The organism is Legionella lytica, assembly GCF_023921225.1.
Taxonomy (GTDB): domain Bacteria; phylum Pseudomonadota; class Gammaproteobacteria; order Legionellales; family Legionellaceae; genus Legionella; species Legionella lytica.
In genome coordinates, this window is sequence record NZ_CP071527.1 from 516693 (window position 1) to 532348 (window position 15656).

A 15656-nucleotide genomic window follows, 5' to 3' on the forward strand; every position below is an offset into this window, starting at 1 on the left:
TACACACCAATCCCTGATTCTAATGTAACACTCTTCTTGTAAGTAAAACCTATCCTTACTCAGATAAACTGCAAAATACCCCTCTTTTTAAATTAATTACACTCTTAGGTTCGGAGTTAAGATTAGCTTAATTTTATTATGTTAGATTAAAAATCTAACGAATAGGTAAAAATAGTAACCAGGACGTTATCCAAATTATTTTTTGAACGAGTGGGATTCCATCATGCAAGAAAAACGTATTCAAGAAGTTATGGGCAATGTGCAAAAATATTTGGTGCATTCTGGTATAAGTCATCATTTTAAAGAGCAGGGTATTTTTAGTCATATTAATCTTGAGGCAGAAATCCACAGGGTTATAGTGCAAAGTACGGTGGATCAATTAGCTTCTGAATATCCTAAAAGCCCAAAGATTAATGCAGCTGAGTGCATAGAGGTACTTTGTTCTGAGGACTATGAATCAATAGCTGAAAAGGCCTTTCTTGATTTCTTTAAATTAATAAATTTTGTTGGTATCTCTCAGGCACTAATTATTGACAAGGTCAGAAAATATCAGCAATTAATTGGTACAGCTGAAGAGGAGCTGTTGGGGGCGGAGGGGCAATGTGGAGGTATTGTTTTAGCTTACATTGCTGGTGAAATCAATAAACGAACTCCACACACCCCGGCCCAGTTACAAGATTTTGAACAGTGCTTATCGCGTATTGCACAGTGGGATGGTGAGTCTGCTGTTGATGGAGCCTTAAAAAATGATATGGAGTTTTTTATAAAAAGAGTTGGTGCTCTACAGGCAGAGCAGTCTAATCCTTTTCCTGTCTTTAATGACATGCTGGGTAGTAACCCTATTCTTAGCAATCTGTCTTTAGCCTGGGTACATAATCAGCACACGCTAGATTTTATTTTTAAAGAAGTATATAAAACCCAGCCACAACTAATTTATCTCGGTGCTGATTATCACGCCTCGATGATTCAGCCTCTTTCCGAAAATGAAATTCTTTATTTTAATCCTAATCAGCAATTTGGCTCCATGAGATTGAAAGTTGATCATACTTTTTATAGCTTATTTTGTGGGGGACTTAGTACTGGGCATAGTAATACTTACGTAGAGAGGATGCCGCTTGCTTTGACCTGTTATAGTTCCCAAAATTGTGCAATGGATTTAGAAAAAATTCTCGATACGCTTGTAAATATCACTATAGAACATGATCTAGATAGCCGATTGCGGTCAATGAGTCCAGTAGAGGCGTCTCGAATTATCGTAAATCGGCAAGCATCAAATGGCCGAACCGCATTGATGGAGGCGGCTATTCGGGGAAATACAGAAGAAGTGAGATTACTTCTTAATAAATATGGTGCGGATCCTAGACTAATGGATATACATCATAATGATGCATTACGGTATGCCATTAGATATGGGCATGAAAACGTTGCTTTGGAAATTTTAAATCACAAAGTGATGACGGGAGTGAACAAAGTCTCAGATGGTATGACCTACTTGCACTTAGCGCTTCTGCATGGGCAGCGTGAGGTGGTAAATAAATTATTATCAAGTGATGATATTCAATTAAACACCAAATCAAAAGATAAACGATTCCTAGGCTTTACACCCCTTCATTTTGCGATTGTAAAGGGGTTTGATGATACCTGCGAACGCTTAGTTAATAATGATGATGTAGTATTAAATACCGCTGAAGAGACGCGCGGAATGACTCCATTGCATATGGCTATTGATCTTCATAAGCCTAACGTAGTTAAGTTATTACTCAAACAGAAGCGCGTGAACGTCGATAAATGTTCGACTGAAGTTGATGAAGAACACCCACAGGGATTCAGCGCATTCGTCTATTTAGCTAAAGAGTTTAGTTATCTTGATTCTGATGAAGCAGATTACTCCGAAACACTCAGCATTCTTGTTGATATCTATGAACAACTCGTGAAGGTTAATGCATCACAGGATGGGTTAACCTCAGAGGATAGATTATATCTCTGGGAACATTTAGTGAACTATGATGAACGTTATGCTAATAATTTACTACAAGACTTCCGTCAGGGCTTAATTCGGTTAGAAAATAATGAGCGATGTCTCAACTGGGTTGAATATTTAATTAGTAATAATGTGTTGGAATTAAATGAGTCTGATTTTAAATTACTTGAGTTTTACTTAAATTATTCCCTCGATATCGATTTGGAAGCAATAGTGCGGCATCTCGATACTACCCCTGAGTTGACCTCTCGATTGTCGGAAACAAATAAACAAAAATTAATAAATCTGACGTCAGTGACACATGCAGAGGAGCTTGATCAGGTTCAACCGCAACCTGAAAAGCAAGTAGTTCAAGAAGAAACTCATAGGTATTCTGGTTTAGTACGTCAAAGCTTTTTCAAAGAAGCGCCTAAAAAAACAAGTACTTATTCAAATGTGGCTCTTGTGGTTGTTCTTGGATTAGCTGGTGTTGGAACAATCCTTTCTCAATACCCTGTTATTCTAAACGCTTTTTTGGGGCAGCCCAATTTAGAGGATGAGCGTCAGAATCAATTCTGTAAAATGCCAGGATGTTAATTATAGGGCATTGTGAATTTTTGACCAATTTATTACAATGAAGAACATTTTAAATGTTAATAGTGAAACTCATGAGCATTTTTACCGCAGTGGAATGGACGCTTTCAAGTATAGAGTTGGCGTGCAATAACAAAAATCCTACAGATTCCTTGGTCGCAGCGTGGCTGCGGCCAAGAGTTTTGGCCAATGTAATTAGAGATACAGATGATCTGAAACTATTTTTATCTTTTTTCTCAGCAGCTCAGCTCGATAAAGCGATGAATGCTGTTTCTTCATGTGATATTTTGTTGGCAAATATTTTAGTTGATATCGATTCTTTTGGCTCAATTTTAAAATATATAAAGCAAGAATTTCATGAAAGAATTATCAATTATGTCATTAACAATAAAGACACGTATGAAAAGATTATTGATGAAGACAATGAAGAAGAAACTGTAAATTTAGCCAACTCCTTAGTCACGCGCTATGGTTCGGATGGAGCTTTTAGGTTGCATCAATATGGGCAAGCTGTCTCGCGATGTCAGTCTAAGATGTAGGCTTACTCCCGGGGCGAAGCTTTATTAGAGCATGCCCCGATGGGGCTTAGCTTAGCCCTTGGAGGTAAATTGTTTTAGATTATCCTAAAAACCAATGTAATACTTTATACGACAAGATGGTTAAGAGTGATGCCGCTGGTAATGTGAGAATCCAAGACATGAAAATATTACGGATCACAATTAAGTTTAATGCACCGATACCTCGTGCTAAACCAACACCCAGTACCGCACCTACTAAAGTTTGAGTTGCTGAAACTGGGATTCCAATACTTGTTGACACCACAACGGTGGTTGCTGCCGCTAAGGTTGCAGCAAAGGCACGGCTGGGGGTGAGCGCGGTAATTGAGCTGCCTACTGTTTCAATTACTTTTCTTCCATACATCAATAAGCCGGTTACTACGCCAACGCAACCCAATAAAATAATCCACGCAGGATAATTATTGGCATCAAAAGTTTGATGAGAATGCATCACTAAACTATGAATAATAGTCAATGGTCCAACTGCCAAAGCAACGTCGTTTGAGCCATGGGCAAAAACCATAGCACAGGCAGTAAGAGCCATGAGTACCGCAAAATATTTTTCTACTTGAATAAAGCGTTCTCTGCGTCTGATTCTTGGGTGTTCAGGAATGCGTCGAATAAAAATCATTCCAATCAAGGTAATCACAATACTGGTAGCCAGGGTTACGGCTAAATTTTGTTTAAAATTAAAATGAATACCAAAATGATGTAAGCCCTTAAATACCGTGATAAATGATAAAATAGTGCCAATTAAAAATAGGTAAATAGGGATGTAAATTTTTGCTTTGGCTAATGGGTTACTCTTCACAAAAATTGTCTGCTGGATGCTGATAAATAACATGTATCCCGCGATTCCAGAAATCAGTGGGGAGGTAATCCAACTGATTGCAATATGGCTTACCTGGTTCCAATGAATGGCATCAGAACCAAGAACTACTGCACCAAAACCTACCATTGAACCAACTAAGGCATTGGTAATCGATACAGGAACGCCTATATAACTGGCAAGGTTCATCCAAATAGTGCAGGCTAATAAAACGCCGAGCATCCCTTCAATCAGTATTAAGGGTTGCTCCGATAATTGGCTGGTGTTGATGATCCCATCACGCATGGTTTCGGTGACTCCGGTTCCACCAATAAATGCTCCTGCAAATTCAAAGATAATCGCAATGAGCATAGCCTGCCGTGCGGTTATTGCTTTTGAACCCATGGTGGTGCTCATGACGTTGGCCAAGTCATTGGCCCCCACACCCCAAGTCATTAAAAAACAAAGAATAATAGCAATACAAAGATAAACGATTGAATAATCCATAGGAATTTACTACCGAGCAATTAGAATTTGTAGTCGACTGCCCACTGTTTGAGCGTTGTCAGCCAAGTCATCGATCCATTGGACCAGTTTATAGAGGAAGATTGTATCGATTGCCGATAAATCTTTTTCGATTTCAAAAATACGGTGTCTTATTTTTGCAAGCCGTTCATCGCTGTCATGCTCTATTTCATAGAGGGTCATAATCATTTCTTCAACGATTTTAACCTCAGAACCTCTAAACCCTGTTTCCAGGAGTTCATCCAATTCATTAATGGCGTTACACGCTTGTTTTGATGCATCCAAACAACGGTGTAAAAAGGGCATGAACAGTGATGTCAGTGCTTCAGGAATTATCATCTTTCTACTGATGATAATATTAGCAATATCCTCTGCTTTGTTGGCTATGCTGTCTTGAGCGCTTAGTAACTCAAGCAAATCCGTACGGGAAACTGGTAAAAAGAGACCTGTGGGCAAATGAAGACGTAGATCACGTTTAATTAGATCTGCTTCTTTTTCCAAAGACACAATTTTGTTTCTAATACTGGTTGCTGTGGGCCAATCTTTTTTTAATACAGCCTCAAAAAATGGGTATAGCTGTTTCGCACATTGATGTACTTTACGCATGTGTTGTTCTATCGGCCTTATTGGAGAAGGACCAAACATGTTAAAAATGCTACCCATAGTGATCTCGGTAAAAAGATTTTGTTGAAGTATACCCAATCTTTTGTAGGAACAAAACCATTGATTCCGGATATTGGTGCTACAATTGAAAATATTAGGTGTTTTTTATGTGTATTTTGGATGTGTCTTGTCGTTAAAAAAGAATAAATCGCGCTTACAGGGAGTTTGAGAATGAAACGGGTATGGTTAATTGGCGTATTTTTTTTCGTAAATAATGTATTTGCCCAAGAACTGATTACAAAAGTTATTCAGTTGCAGTATATCCCTGCAGAAAAAGTAATTAAATTAATGGAACCCTTGATCCCAGAAGGGCAGGCCCTTAGTGGAACTGGGCAAACGCTCGTTACCAAGGTCGATGCAAAAACGCTAACGCAACTCAGAACGATATTGCATCAGATTGATGTGCCGCCAGTTACTTTTAATGTTTCAGTTTATCAAGGCGACCCTCAGTGGCTGAGCTCTCAGAACGATAACTCCGTAACTTACAGTACTCAGACTCAATCGCAAATGTTACAAAGCCAATCAGTTCGCGTAATGAATGGTGAGTCTGCTCTGGTTACTATGAATCAGGAAGTGCCCATTGTTACCTCGGTAGGCGCAGGTTTTTATGGCACTGGTATTACTTATGAGCAGCATCAGATTAAAAATGGTATTTTGGTTCAACCTGTTTTGCGTGGTTCGCAAGTCGAATTATCGGTGCGTCGCTTACGTGAACAAATGAATCCTGCAGGCGGGCAACAATTCGATAATCAAAAAATCGATACGAAGTTGATGATTCCTCTTAATAAGTGGGTTTCTTTAGGTAGCCCTGAAGGTGCTCAACAAACAGATAACTCGTCAAGATCTTTTTCTGCTGGTAATACCTTTGCTCAGCAATCAACGTTGTATATTAAGGTTACTATCATGGGGCAAAATCCTGCTGCACCAAAGGAAAAAGCAGATGCGGTAGATACTTGGTGATTAATAAATAGGCATGTTGTTTATAGTATATAATTAAAATAGACGGCTGCTCTTTATGAGGAGGCAGTATGACAACAATAAACTCTTTGGCAAACCATTTGTTGATCGCGATGCCTTCACTACACGATCCAAATTTTGAAAAAACAGTGATTTATCTTTGTGAACATCGCGAGGAAGGGTCTGTAGGTTTAATTATTAATCGTCCGATGCAATTTTCATTGTCTTTAGTTTTTGAGCAGTTGGATATTGAGCCCATACGTATTGAGCAAAGTCATTTGCCTTTAATGTTTGGGGGGCCAGTACAACCTGAACGTGGTTTCGTGGTGCATAAGGACTTGGGTGAATGGCGTTCTAGCTTGTTTTTACAAGAGGACGTGACGGTAACCACGTCCAATGATATTATTCGCGCGATTGCTGACGATAAGGGGCCCAAAGATGTTTTGGTTACCTTAGGTTACAGCGGTTGGGTGGAGAATCAATTGGAAAAAGAAATGTTGAATAATCTATGGTTAGTTTGTCCATACCGTTCAGAAATTCTCTATGAAGTTCCTTTTGAAGATCGTTGGGAGTATGCCGGATCAACTTTGGGCATCAAAATGAATCAACTGAGTGTAAATTCTGGTCATGCCTGATGGTGTATATTTAGCTTTTGATTTTGGTTACAAACGTATTGGGATGGCTGTAGGGCAGCGATTGACTTGCAGTGCATCGCCTTTAGCTACGTTACGTGCGCAACAGGGAGTACCTGATTGGGACGCGGTAGAAAAAGTGATTTCTCAGTGGAATCCCCAGGCATTAATTGTCGGGATTCCTACTTGTATCGATGGCAGCACACTCTATACTACGGCCGCAGCACGACGTTTTGCCAAACAATTACGTAAACGCTTTGCCCTACCGGTACATTTAGTCGATGAGCGTCTTTCTACGGTAGAAGCCCGAGGTCAATTATTCGAACAAGGTGGGTATCGTAAAATCAAGCAAACCGAGGTGGATAGCATAGCCGCTTGTGTTATACTCGAGCAGTGGCTGCAATATCCTGAATGAGGTTTTATGAAGCATTTTCTAGAAATTAGTCAATTATCTCGTCAACAAATCGAATCTTTATTACAACGCGCTTTTTCCTTTAAACAACAAAAAAATTATCCTTCGTATCAGCAACATACGGTGGCTAATTTATTTTATGAAAATAGTACGCGAACTCGAGTCAGTTTTGAATTAGCAGCAAATCATTTATCAATGCCAGTGATTAATTTAGATCTGCAAAGCTCCTCAGAAACAAAAGGTGAGGTGATTGAGGATACGATTCAAACACTCGCTGCGATGGGGATTCGACATTTTGTGATTCGTCATCAGCAAGATGGATTACAACAAAGTTTGGCCCAGAAGTTAGGTGATGATATACATATTATTAATGCAGGGGATGGAACTCATGCTCATCCTAGCCAGGCATTACTAGATATAATGACTATTTTGGAGCAAAAACCAAAATTAGAGCAATTAAAAATCGCGATTTTGGGAAACATCCGCCATTCACGCGTTGCTAATTCCTTTCAATGTATGTCGAAAGTCTTAGGGGTTGGGGAGTTGGTTTTAATCGCCCCAGAACTTTGGCAACCCCATACTTTGCATTACGGCAGTGTTACCACCAATATTCGTGAAGGCTTGGCTGATGCGGATGTGGTGATGTGTTTGCGCGTTCAACGCGAACGTTTACTTGCGGATGATCAGATGGACTTAGAACAGTATCGTCACGATTTTGCTTTAACTGAAAAAAGCTTAGCTTTAGCTAAGTCGGATGTGATGGTGATGCATCCAGGACCAATGAACCGCGGCATTGAAATTGATTCTACTGTAGCCGATGGCGCTCATTCATTTATTCTACAACAAGTGCAGAATGGAGTGTTTGCACGGATGGCTGTTTTTGATGCATTGGCTAGCAAATAATTAAAATAAATTTGCTGTGCTGACTACCTAAAAAAACAAGCTAATAGCACTTACACATCAGCGCGTGGAGTATATGGCAGAATTGCTGCCCGCAAAAAATCAGCCTTGGTTTTCATGTGGGTTTTCGTTTTTGCCCAAACTCCAAGTCCTAGGCTCAAAACGATAAGGACAGGGGTACCTAGAGATTTCTGTTCTTTCCTACAAGCTTAGAGCCCGTATTTGCCTAGAACTTACGGGCTGGATCTTGATTTACGCACCGATAAGTCAGTGTGTTTTATATTGGCTTTTGCAAGGTATGCTTAAACGACAACGCCTGTTGTAAATGAGCTAAATTTACCGAAGCACTTTCACCCAGATCAGCAATTGTTCGCGCGACTTTAAGTAAACGATGATAGCCACGAGCAGATAATTTGAGTTGGCTCATTACTCGACTTAAGAATTCCTGTTCCTTAGTACCAATGTTGCATACTTGTTCACAGGCTTTTGCACTTAAATTGGCATTGAGGCAATTTTGTCGTTCCATTTGTATTGCGCGTACTTGGATCACTTGCTCACGAATTCGCTCGCTTTGTTTTTCTGGATTGGTGTTGGGTTTAATTAATTCTTCTTGGGTTAGGGCTTGGATGGTGATTTGCATATCAATACGGTCTAGGAGTGGGGCGGAGAGTTTGCCTAAATAGCGATTAATACGATCGGGGCTGCATAAACAGTCTGCTTGGCTATTTCCCCATTGTCCACAAGGGCACGGATTCATGGCTGCTAGTAATTGAAAATTTGCTGGAAATTCTATTTGTGCTGCGGCTCTGGAAATGCAAATCGTTCCCGATTCTAAAGGTTGCCTTAAGGTTTCTAGGACATGGCGGTTAAATTCAGGTAGCTCATCTAAAAATAATACGCCATTATGAGCTAGGGATATTTCCCCAGGTTTTGGTGGATTGCCACCACCTACTAAAGCAACAGGTGAGGCGGTATGATGAGGTGCGCGAAATGGCGGTGATTGCCATTCAGCAAAATCGGGTAACTTACCACGAATGGAGCTAATCGCGGCACATTCTAAAGCTTCTGTTTCTGAAAGTTGTGGTAATAATGTGTTAAATCGTTTGGCTAACATCGTTTTACCACTTCCTGGTGCACCACTTAGTAAAATACTATGCCCGCCCGCGGCAGCAATTTCCATAGCCCTTTTGGCATGAAATTGTCCTTTGATGTCTGACCAGTCTAGTTCCGATTGGGGGGTATTTTGTTCAGGACGCTGAGGTAGGAAATGTAAGGAAGTTCCTTGGCATAGATAGCTACATACTTCACGTAAGTTATGCGCAGTGCTGATATTTTGATGGCCCGTTAATGATGCTTCAACGGCATTAGCATTGGCAATAATTAAATGGTTATTACTTTTATGTGCAGCTAAGACGGCAGGAATAATCGCTGAAATACCACGAAGTTCGCCGCTTAATGCGAGCTCACCAATAAACTCATGGTGCAATAAGCTTTGTTGAGGGATTTGATTGGAAGCAGCGAGAATACCTAAGGCTATGGGTAAATCAAAACCACTGCCTGTTTTGGGTAGATCTGCAGGGCCTAAGTTGACTGTGATTTTTCGGCAGGGAAATTCAAATTGGCTGTTAATAATGGCTGAGCGTACTCGGTCTTTGCTTTCTTTGATTGCGGTTTCGGCAAGGCCTACAATCGCGAAGCTTGGTATACCATTCGATAAATGGACTTCTACAGATACTGGGTGCGCCAGTATACCCACGGTACTACGTGTTTTTGTAAACGCAAGATTCATGAGGATTAATTCCTTGTTAATCGGTTGGACTTTGTCGGGCCTAGTTCATTTCTACTCCTTGGTCGAATGAACTAGGCGCTAGGTTTTATTTTTCTTTTTTCTTCTTCTCTTGATGACTCATTAGCTCATTAACTTGCTCTTGAAGGTGGTCTAATTTTTCGCGTGTACGGGCTAATACTTTTGTTTGTACATCAAATTCTTCGCGAGTCACTAAATCCATATGTGTAAATGCGGCATGCAACACTTCTTTAAATTTTTGTTGGATGTCTTTTTCAATGTTTTGTAGACTTGGAGGAAGTGCTGCGAAAAGTTTTTTCGCTAAATCGTCAAATTGTTTGGGGTCGAACATGGTTCACTCCTTTATTATATTTGCAACCAGTCTAACAAAAGTATCAACCTAAAAAAAGCATATGGAATATATTATGAAAATGATTACAGCGATTATTAAGCCATTTAAATTGGATGATGTACATGAAGCTTTAATGGATATCAATGTACCCGGCATTACTATTTCTGAAACACGTGGATTTGGAAGGCAAAAGGGCCATACGGAGTTATATCGCGGAGCAGAATACGTCGTAGATTTTCTCCCGAAGATTAAAATTGAGCTGGCTTTGCCTGATGATATGGTTGAGGCGGCGATCGAGGCAATTTGTAAATCAGCTTATACTGGGAAAATAGGGGATGGTAAGATTTTTGTTTATGATTTGCAGCAAGTTGTACGAGTGCGAACAGGGGAGATTGGGGCGGATGCGCTAAGTTGATTTACAACCAACGCTCCCAAATTACCGCGGCGTGGTCGCGGTGTCTATCTATTGGGAGTTAGGCATTTGCTGGCCAGGTTGATTTTTCTATGCCGGGTTACGCCAATAAATCGCTCTTTGAGTAATCACCGCATCAAGAGGAATATCCCAGGGATGAGGTTGAATAAATTCCACCCGCTGGAATTGATACGCTACACCAAATAAAGTGCAATTTGTTTTGCCTTTAAAAGTTCTATCGTAATAACCAGCCCCCATTCCCAGGCGAGTACAACGAACATCGAAGGCGACTAATGGCATTAAAATTAAATCCAACTCTTCTGCGGGTATTGCTAAATCATGACTTACATCAGGTTCAGGAATTCCATAGCGGTTCTTTTTAAATGGAGTTACTGGAGTTGCTGGTAAAAATGAAAGTGTTAAATCTTTTTCATTGATTGCGGGGAAATAGCAAAATTTTCCCTGTAAGGGAGCCGTGCTCCAAATTCCCCCTAAATCAATTTCCCCATTCACCGCAAAATACAAAGCAATACGTTTTGCATGTCGATATTGTTCCAGAGAACGGATACGAGTACATACTTGATTGGATGATGTAGTCTGATATGAAACAGATATTTTAGAGCGTATTTGTTTCATCGTATCTCTTAATGCTTTTTTTACTTGGTCTGCCATATTGATATAGATCTCTATATGTTCTGATTAAATTATCATTTTTTTATGGCCAAAGTTCAAGTGATTAGGCTACAGGAATACTGCTATGAAATTAATGCGTTTTACTATTTCTTCCTAGGCAGGAAATAAAAGCTGTTGCTCTTTTAGTAAAATTGAATGCTTGTAGCACAAATATTATTTTTATCGCAATGCACCTATAAATTAAACCGATTAAAACTCTAGGCAAAGAAAAAAAAATAAGGTATATACGCGTTTCGGTTTTACCCGATTAGACATATTAATAAATCATTGAGAGAACGTTATGAGTGATTTGTTTGAAGAAAATGATGATGATACTACGAGCGAAGTAGCTGAAGAGTTTGACCTCGAAGAGGATTTGGATATTGATCCAGAAATCGAAAATGCGAATCCTAAAGATCTTGATGCGCGCCGACGTTTAGAGCAAATGTTGGATGAAAAGCGTTTGAGAGATGAATTGGATGATTTTGGAGACTATTAGACAGAACCCAGATGAGGCATACCCACGTGTTCATGGAGGAAGAGAAGAGTAAGGTGTTCGCAGCAGATGATCGCATCCTTTTAGGGGAAGGATTATTTGAAACACTGAAAGTCGTACATGGCAAACCGTGCTGGGCTGATTTACACTGGCAACGGCTAAATAGCTCCGCGCAGCAGTTAGGCATTCCTTTTACTCTTTCCTATGAACATTGGTTGCAGTGTTTAGTGCAAAAAATTAAAAAAGATCAGCTAATTAATGGGGGAATCAAGGCCCTTTTAAGTGGCGGGAGCGCACCCCGTGGTCTGACGCAATGTGGGAAGCACAGCCAATTAGTGTTGCAAAGTTTTCAATTTACCACACAACCCCATCCCTTACGTTTAATTTTAGCCCCTTGGTTACGGGATGCAGCAAATCCTATCTATAGCGTAAAATCAGTTAATTATTTAGAAGCAATCTTGGCGCGACGTCAGGCGCTTGCTGCAGGTGCTGATGATGCCTTATTTTTAAATTCAGAACATTATGCGACGGAAACCACTTGCGCCAATTTATTCATTATTAAGCAACAAATTTTATTTACCCCTCCATTGACGGATGGTGTTTTGCCCGGCATTACACGTGCTAGAATACTTACCTTCTGTCGGCAACAAAATATCCCTTGTCATGAACAGTCCTTAACCCAAGCCCAAATAGAAAAGGCTGATGCAGTTTTTATTACGAATTCTTTGCAGGGGCTTCAAGTGGTTCGTTCTCTAGCCGGAGTTGATTTTGTACTAAATCATCCTCTGATTGAGCAGTTAATGTTGTTCCTGGCTGCTTAAATAAAACGCCATTAATTTTTAGTACCCCTAATTTACATAAACACAGAAGCAATATTGCAATTCCCGAAATAATAATTCCACCGTTACGATAAAAAGATTCTTGTTGTAATAAGACATCCATTCCAGCATAACCAAAATAAGTGTAAATAATTTCTGGTGGAATCAAAAAAATAAAAGTAGTTAATAAATAGGTGCGAAATCTTATACCTGTCACACCTAAACCGTAATTGACCAGGTTAAAGGGAACAATAGGGAATAATCGCAATACAGCAACTGACATCCATCCTTTTTGTTCTACGCCGCGAATGAGCCTCATTACATTGCCGTTTTTATTTTGAGATAGCCAATTACCACTAAGATAACGGGTAATTAGAAAGCAGCAGGCTGCTCCCCAAGTTGCGCCCAATAAGTTTAGTAGGGTACCTAAGGTTGGGCCAAAAAGTGCTCCTCCAGCTAAAGTAATGATCATGGTTGGTACAAACATAATGGTTGCAAGGCAATAGATGATTATAAAAAGTACGGGTGCCAGCCATCCTAATTGCTCAACCCACGCGATAATTTCTGGGGCGTATTTATGGAAAAAGAATGCAGTAGAACTAAATAAGATTAGAGCTAAGGCAACATAAATGAATTTAGCCGGGCGAGTGATGGTCAATTAATTAAGACTCCTTTCAACAGATATCTCAGGTTATTGAGTAAACCTGCCATATTACTGAATTTTGCTATAAGAACACAATCTCTTACATATCATGTGGAGTGACAATCTTGCAAAATTAGGATTGATTGGGTATAACCGAGGCGAGTTTTTTATTTAGAGACATAGATATGGAACAAGTCGCGTGGAAAGAAAATCTAAAGCAACGTGCCCAGCGCTGGATTAAGGCAGTGTTAACCTATTGGTTTCGGGTTAGTTTAGAAGGTGAATATAAACCAGAGCCTAATTCGGTAATTATTGCCAATAGAACGTCAAAAATCGATTTATTATTGCTTGCAATGTTATTGCCTGAACGCCTTACCGTTGCGTTACATCCACATGCTACAGGTTGGTTCTGGATGAAAATGATGACTCTTTTTACTGATGTCATCGTCGTAGACTCAACTCGAGCACAGGCGGCCAGGGCTTTAGTTAAAGCAATTCGGGCTGGAAAACGTTGTGTTATTTTTCCTCAAGGAATTGGGCTGCAAGAAGAGAGCCTGCGGGTTTTTGATGGTCCTGGCTTGATCTTAAAAAAGGCAAAAGCCACCGTGATCCCGATCCGCATTGATGGAGCACAGCACAGTATATTTTCGATTAGTAAGGACAAGCATCGAATTCAAGTACGCCCTAAAGTAACCTTGCATGTATCACCAGCTCCTGCTTATTTGCGCCTCAAAGACAAGTCTGTGGATAGGGCTACCGTCAGTTTGCGCTTATTTCGTTTGATCAGTGAATTAACTTTCGCGAACAGTTTTTGCCCTAAGTCTCTATTCCGTGCCTTAATTGATGGGGCTAGTTTAGGAGTTAAGCGCAAGGCGACCATTGAGGATTCGAATCGCACCCCTTTGAGTTATCGCCAATTTCTGGCGCGTTGTTTTATTTTAGGGCGACAAATTAAAAAGCAAACACAGGTTGGCGAGCATGTAGGGGTTATGATGCCTACTACCATCGCGGGGATGGTTACCTTTTTTGCATTGCACGCATATCGGCGTCTTCCTGCGATGTTGAATTTTAGTATGGGATTTTATAATTTATTTTCTGCATGCCATTCTGCCGGGATAAAAAATATATACACCTCAAGACAATTTGTGGCTACCGCTAAATTAGAGACCTTAGTTGATGAGCTACAAAATGCCGGGTTAAAAATACATTTCTTAGAAGATTTTAAATCGAAAATTAATTTGGGGCATAAGCTTTCTGGTTTAGTCAAAGGAATGTTTCCCGTATGGGCTTATCAATTGATTGGCGAGCCTGTGACTCCAGAGCAGACAGGGGTAATTTTGTTTACCTCTGGATCTGAGGGAGTACCCAAGGGGGTTGTTTTAAGTCATTCCAATATGCTTGCGAATTGTTGGCAATTGACCTCACGTGTCGATTTTTCGTCGCGAGACTTATTTTTTAATGCACTACCCATTTTCCATTGTTTTGGTTTAACTGCTGGAGCGGTCCTTCCGTTAATGACTGGGGTAAGCTGCTTCTTTTATCCATCTCCTTTGCATTACAAAATTATTCCAGGTCTCGTATATCAGTCTGGAGCAACCATTATGTTTGGTACAGATACCTTTTTAACCGGTTATGCTCGTGCTGCAGAGCGGCATGATTTTAGTAGTATTCGTTATATTTTTGCCGGTGCAGAAAAGGTAAAACCAGAAACTATGCGTTACTGGAGCGATAATTTTGGCGTAAAAGTTTATGAAGGTTATGGTGCTACAGAAGCATCACCCGTAATTTCGATGAATTGTCCTTTGGCCTATGTTCCTGGTAGTGTTGGCATGATGTTACCGTTTATGGAACGTCGTATTGAACCTGTGGATGGAATTGCAGAAGGAGGGCGTTTGTTCTTACGTGGCCCGAATATCATGCAAGGCTATTTGTCTTCTGAAAAGCAAGGAATGGTTAATGTGCCTCAAGATGGTTGGCATGATACTGGAGATATTGTCACCATGGATGAAGAAGATTTTATTACGATTTCGGGACGAGCAAAGCGTTTTGCAAAATTGGCGGGTGAAATGGTTTCTTTGACCGCGGTTGAGGGAATTGCTGCATCTATTTGGCCTGAGTTATTACACGCGGCTGTTTCTAGGAAATGTGCCAAAAAAGGTGAGCAGATTCTGCTATTTAGTGAGGCAGCTGATGCAGATAAGACGAGCTTCATTAAGAAGGTTCAAGAGTTGAGCTATTCTGAATTGCTGATCCCATATCAAATTTATCCTGCGGCAAAGATACCTGTATTGGCTTCAGGAAAAATTGATTACGTTACATTAGAAAAACAGTTGGAAGAGGCCTCTACATTATAACCATTGTAACCTGGTTGCAAGCAACCAGGTTTTTGAAAAACGCGCTGAACTATCTATCCCGGGTAATCTAATTTGATAGCCCTTCAAGGAAAACCCGGTTGCAAGCCACCGGCTA

16 protein-coding genes are annotated in these 15656 nt (G+C 40.2%); 10 read left to right on the forward strand and 6 right to left on the reverse strand.

The window, feature by feature from the left end:
- Positions 1 to 223 precede the first annotated feature (223 nt).
- A complete protein-coding gene (locus J2N86_RS02285; RefSeq protein ID WP_252580666.1) occupies positions 224 to 2557 on the forward strand; it encodes an ankyrin repeat domain-containing protein in 2334 nt (777 codons plus the stop codon).
- A 71-nt stretch (positions 2558 to 2628) separates the two neighbouring features.
- Positions 2629 to 3093, forward strand: a complete 465-nt coding sequence (locus tag J2N86_RS02290; protein WP_252580667.1) for a hypothetical protein — start codon at positions 2629 to 2631, stop codon at positions 3091 to 3093.
- A 79-nt stretch (positions 3094 to 3172) separates the two neighbouring features.
- Here the strand turns inward: J2N86_RS02290 and J2N86_RS02295 are convergent, their stop codons facing one another.
- Positions 3173 to 4426 (reverse strand): inorganic phosphate transporter, encoded by a 1254-nt coding sequence (locus J2N86_RS02295; protein WP_252580669.1) that lies wholly within the window; start codon positions 4424 to 4426, stop codon positions 3173 to 3175.
- A gap of 9 nt (positions 4427 to 4435) precedes the next feature.
- Positions 4436 to 5107 carry a TIGR00153 family protein gene (locus J2N86_RS02300; RefSeq protein ID WP_252580670.1) on the reverse strand — a complete coding sequence of 224 codons (672 nt, stop codon included), beginning with the start codon at positions 5105 to 5107 and terminating at the stop codon, positions 4436 to 4438.
- Positions 5108 to 5278: 171 nt separating this feature from the next.
- On the opposite strand from J2N86_RS02300, the gene J2N86_RS02305 reads away from it, so the two are divergent.
- The 4 genes from J2N86_RS02305 (at position 5279) to J2N86_RS02320 (ending at position 8011) form a co-directional block, all read left to right on the forward strand.
- A complete protein-coding gene (locus tag J2N86_RS02305) occupies positions 5279 to 6067 on the forward strand; it encodes a type II/III secretion system protein (RefSeq protein ID WP_252580672.1) in 789 nt (262 codons plus the stop codon).
- 68 nt (positions 6068 to 6135) lie between these two features.
- Positions 6136 to 6699 carry a YqgE/AlgH family protein gene (locus tag J2N86_RS02310; protein WP_252580673.1) on the forward strand — a complete coding sequence of 188 codons (564 nt, stop codon included), beginning with the start codon at positions 6136 to 6138 and terminating at the stop codon, positions 6697 to 6699.
- Positions 6692 to 7111: a Holliday junction resolvase RuvX gene (gene ruvX / locus J2N86_RS02315; RefSeq protein WP_252580675.1), complete on the forward strand. Its 420-nt coding sequence runs from the start codon at positions 6692 to 6694 to the stop codon at positions 7109 to 7111. Before J2N86_RS02310 ends, ruvX begins: the two co-directional genes overlap by 8 nt.
- 6 nt (positions 7112 to 7117) lie before the next feature.
- On the forward strand, positions 7118 to 8011 hold the full coding sequence (locus J2N86_RS02320) for an aspartate carbamoyltransferase catalytic subunit (RefSeq protein WP_252580677.1): 894 nt from the start codon (positions 7118 to 7120) through the stop codon (positions 8009 to 8011).
- Between the two features lie 274 nt (positions 8012 to 8285).
- Here the strand turns inward: J2N86_RS02320 and J2N86_RS02325 are convergent, their stop codons facing one another.
- Together J2N86_RS02325 and ubiK are read right to left on the reverse strand one after the other, a co-directional pair.
- The gene (locus J2N86_RS02325) at positions 8286 to 9797 is read right to left on the reverse strand and encodes a YifB family Mg chelatase-like AAA ATPase (RefSeq protein WP_252580679.1); all 1512 of its coding nucleotides are present in this window, start codon (positions 9795 to 9797) and stop codon (positions 8286 to 8288) included.
- An 85-nt stretch (positions 9798 to 9882) separates the two neighbouring features.
- Positions 9883 to 10146 (reverse strand): ubiquinone biosynthesis accessory factor UbiK, encoded by a 264-nt coding sequence (ubiK, locus tag J2N86_RS02330; protein WP_252580681.1) that lies wholly within the window; start codon positions 10144 to 10146, stop codon positions 9883 to 9885.
- Positions 10147 to 10219: 73 nt separating this feature from the next.
- Here ubiK and J2N86_RS02335 point away from each other — a divergent pair, with 73 nt between their 5' ends.
- Positions 10220 to 10561, forward strand: a complete 342-nt coding sequence (locus J2N86_RS02335; RefSeq protein WP_058533172.1) for a P-II family nitrogen regulator — start codon at positions 10220 to 10222, stop codon at positions 10559 to 10561.
- Between the two features lie 87 nt (positions 10562 to 10648).
- Here J2N86_RS02335 and J2N86_RS02340 read toward each other — a convergent pair whose 3' ends face one another.
- Complete coding sequence (locus J2N86_RS02340; RefSeq protein ID WP_252580683.1) at positions 10649 to 11230, reverse strand: 5-formyltetrahydrofolate cyclo-ligase; 582 nt, start codon at positions 11228 to 11230, stop codon at positions 10649 to 10651.
- Positions 11231 to 11531: 301 nt separating this feature from the next.
- Here J2N86_RS02340 and J2N86_RS02345 point away from each other — a divergent pair, with 301 nt between their 5' ends.
- Both J2N86_RS02345 and J2N86_RS02350 read left to right on the forward strand, forming a co-directional pair.
- Positions 11532 to 11729 (forward strand): PA3496 family putative envelope integrity protein, encoded by a 198-nt coding sequence (locus J2N86_RS02345; protein ID WP_252580685.1) that lies wholly within the window; start codon positions 11532 to 11534, stop codon positions 11727 to 11729.
- Positions 11730 to 11740: 11 nt separating this feature from the next.
- Complete coding sequence (locus tag J2N86_RS02350) at positions 11741 to 12547, forward strand: aminotransferase class IV (RefSeq protein ID WP_252580687.1); 807 nt, start codon at positions 11741 to 11743, stop codon at positions 12545 to 12547.
- Here J2N86_RS02350 and J2N86_RS02355 read toward each other — a convergent pair.
- Positions 12441 to 13202 (reverse strand): TVP38/TMEM64 family protein, encoded by a 762-nt coding sequence (locus J2N86_RS02355; RefSeq protein ID WP_252580689.1) that lies wholly within the window; start codon positions 13200 to 13202, stop codon positions 12441 to 12443. The two genes, J2N86_RS02350 and J2N86_RS02355, sit on opposite strands and share 107 nt — an antisense overlap.
- Before the next feature lie 170 nt (positions 13203 to 13372).
- Here J2N86_RS02355 and J2N86_RS02360 point away from each other — a divergent pair, with 170 nt between their 5' ends.
- Positions 13373 to 15541: an AMP-binding protein gene (locus J2N86_RS02360; RefSeq protein ID WP_252580691.1), complete on the forward strand. Its 2169-nt coding sequence runs from the start codon at positions 13373 to 13375 to the stop codon at positions 15539 to 15541.
- Positions 15542 to 15656: the final 115 nt, after the last annotated feature.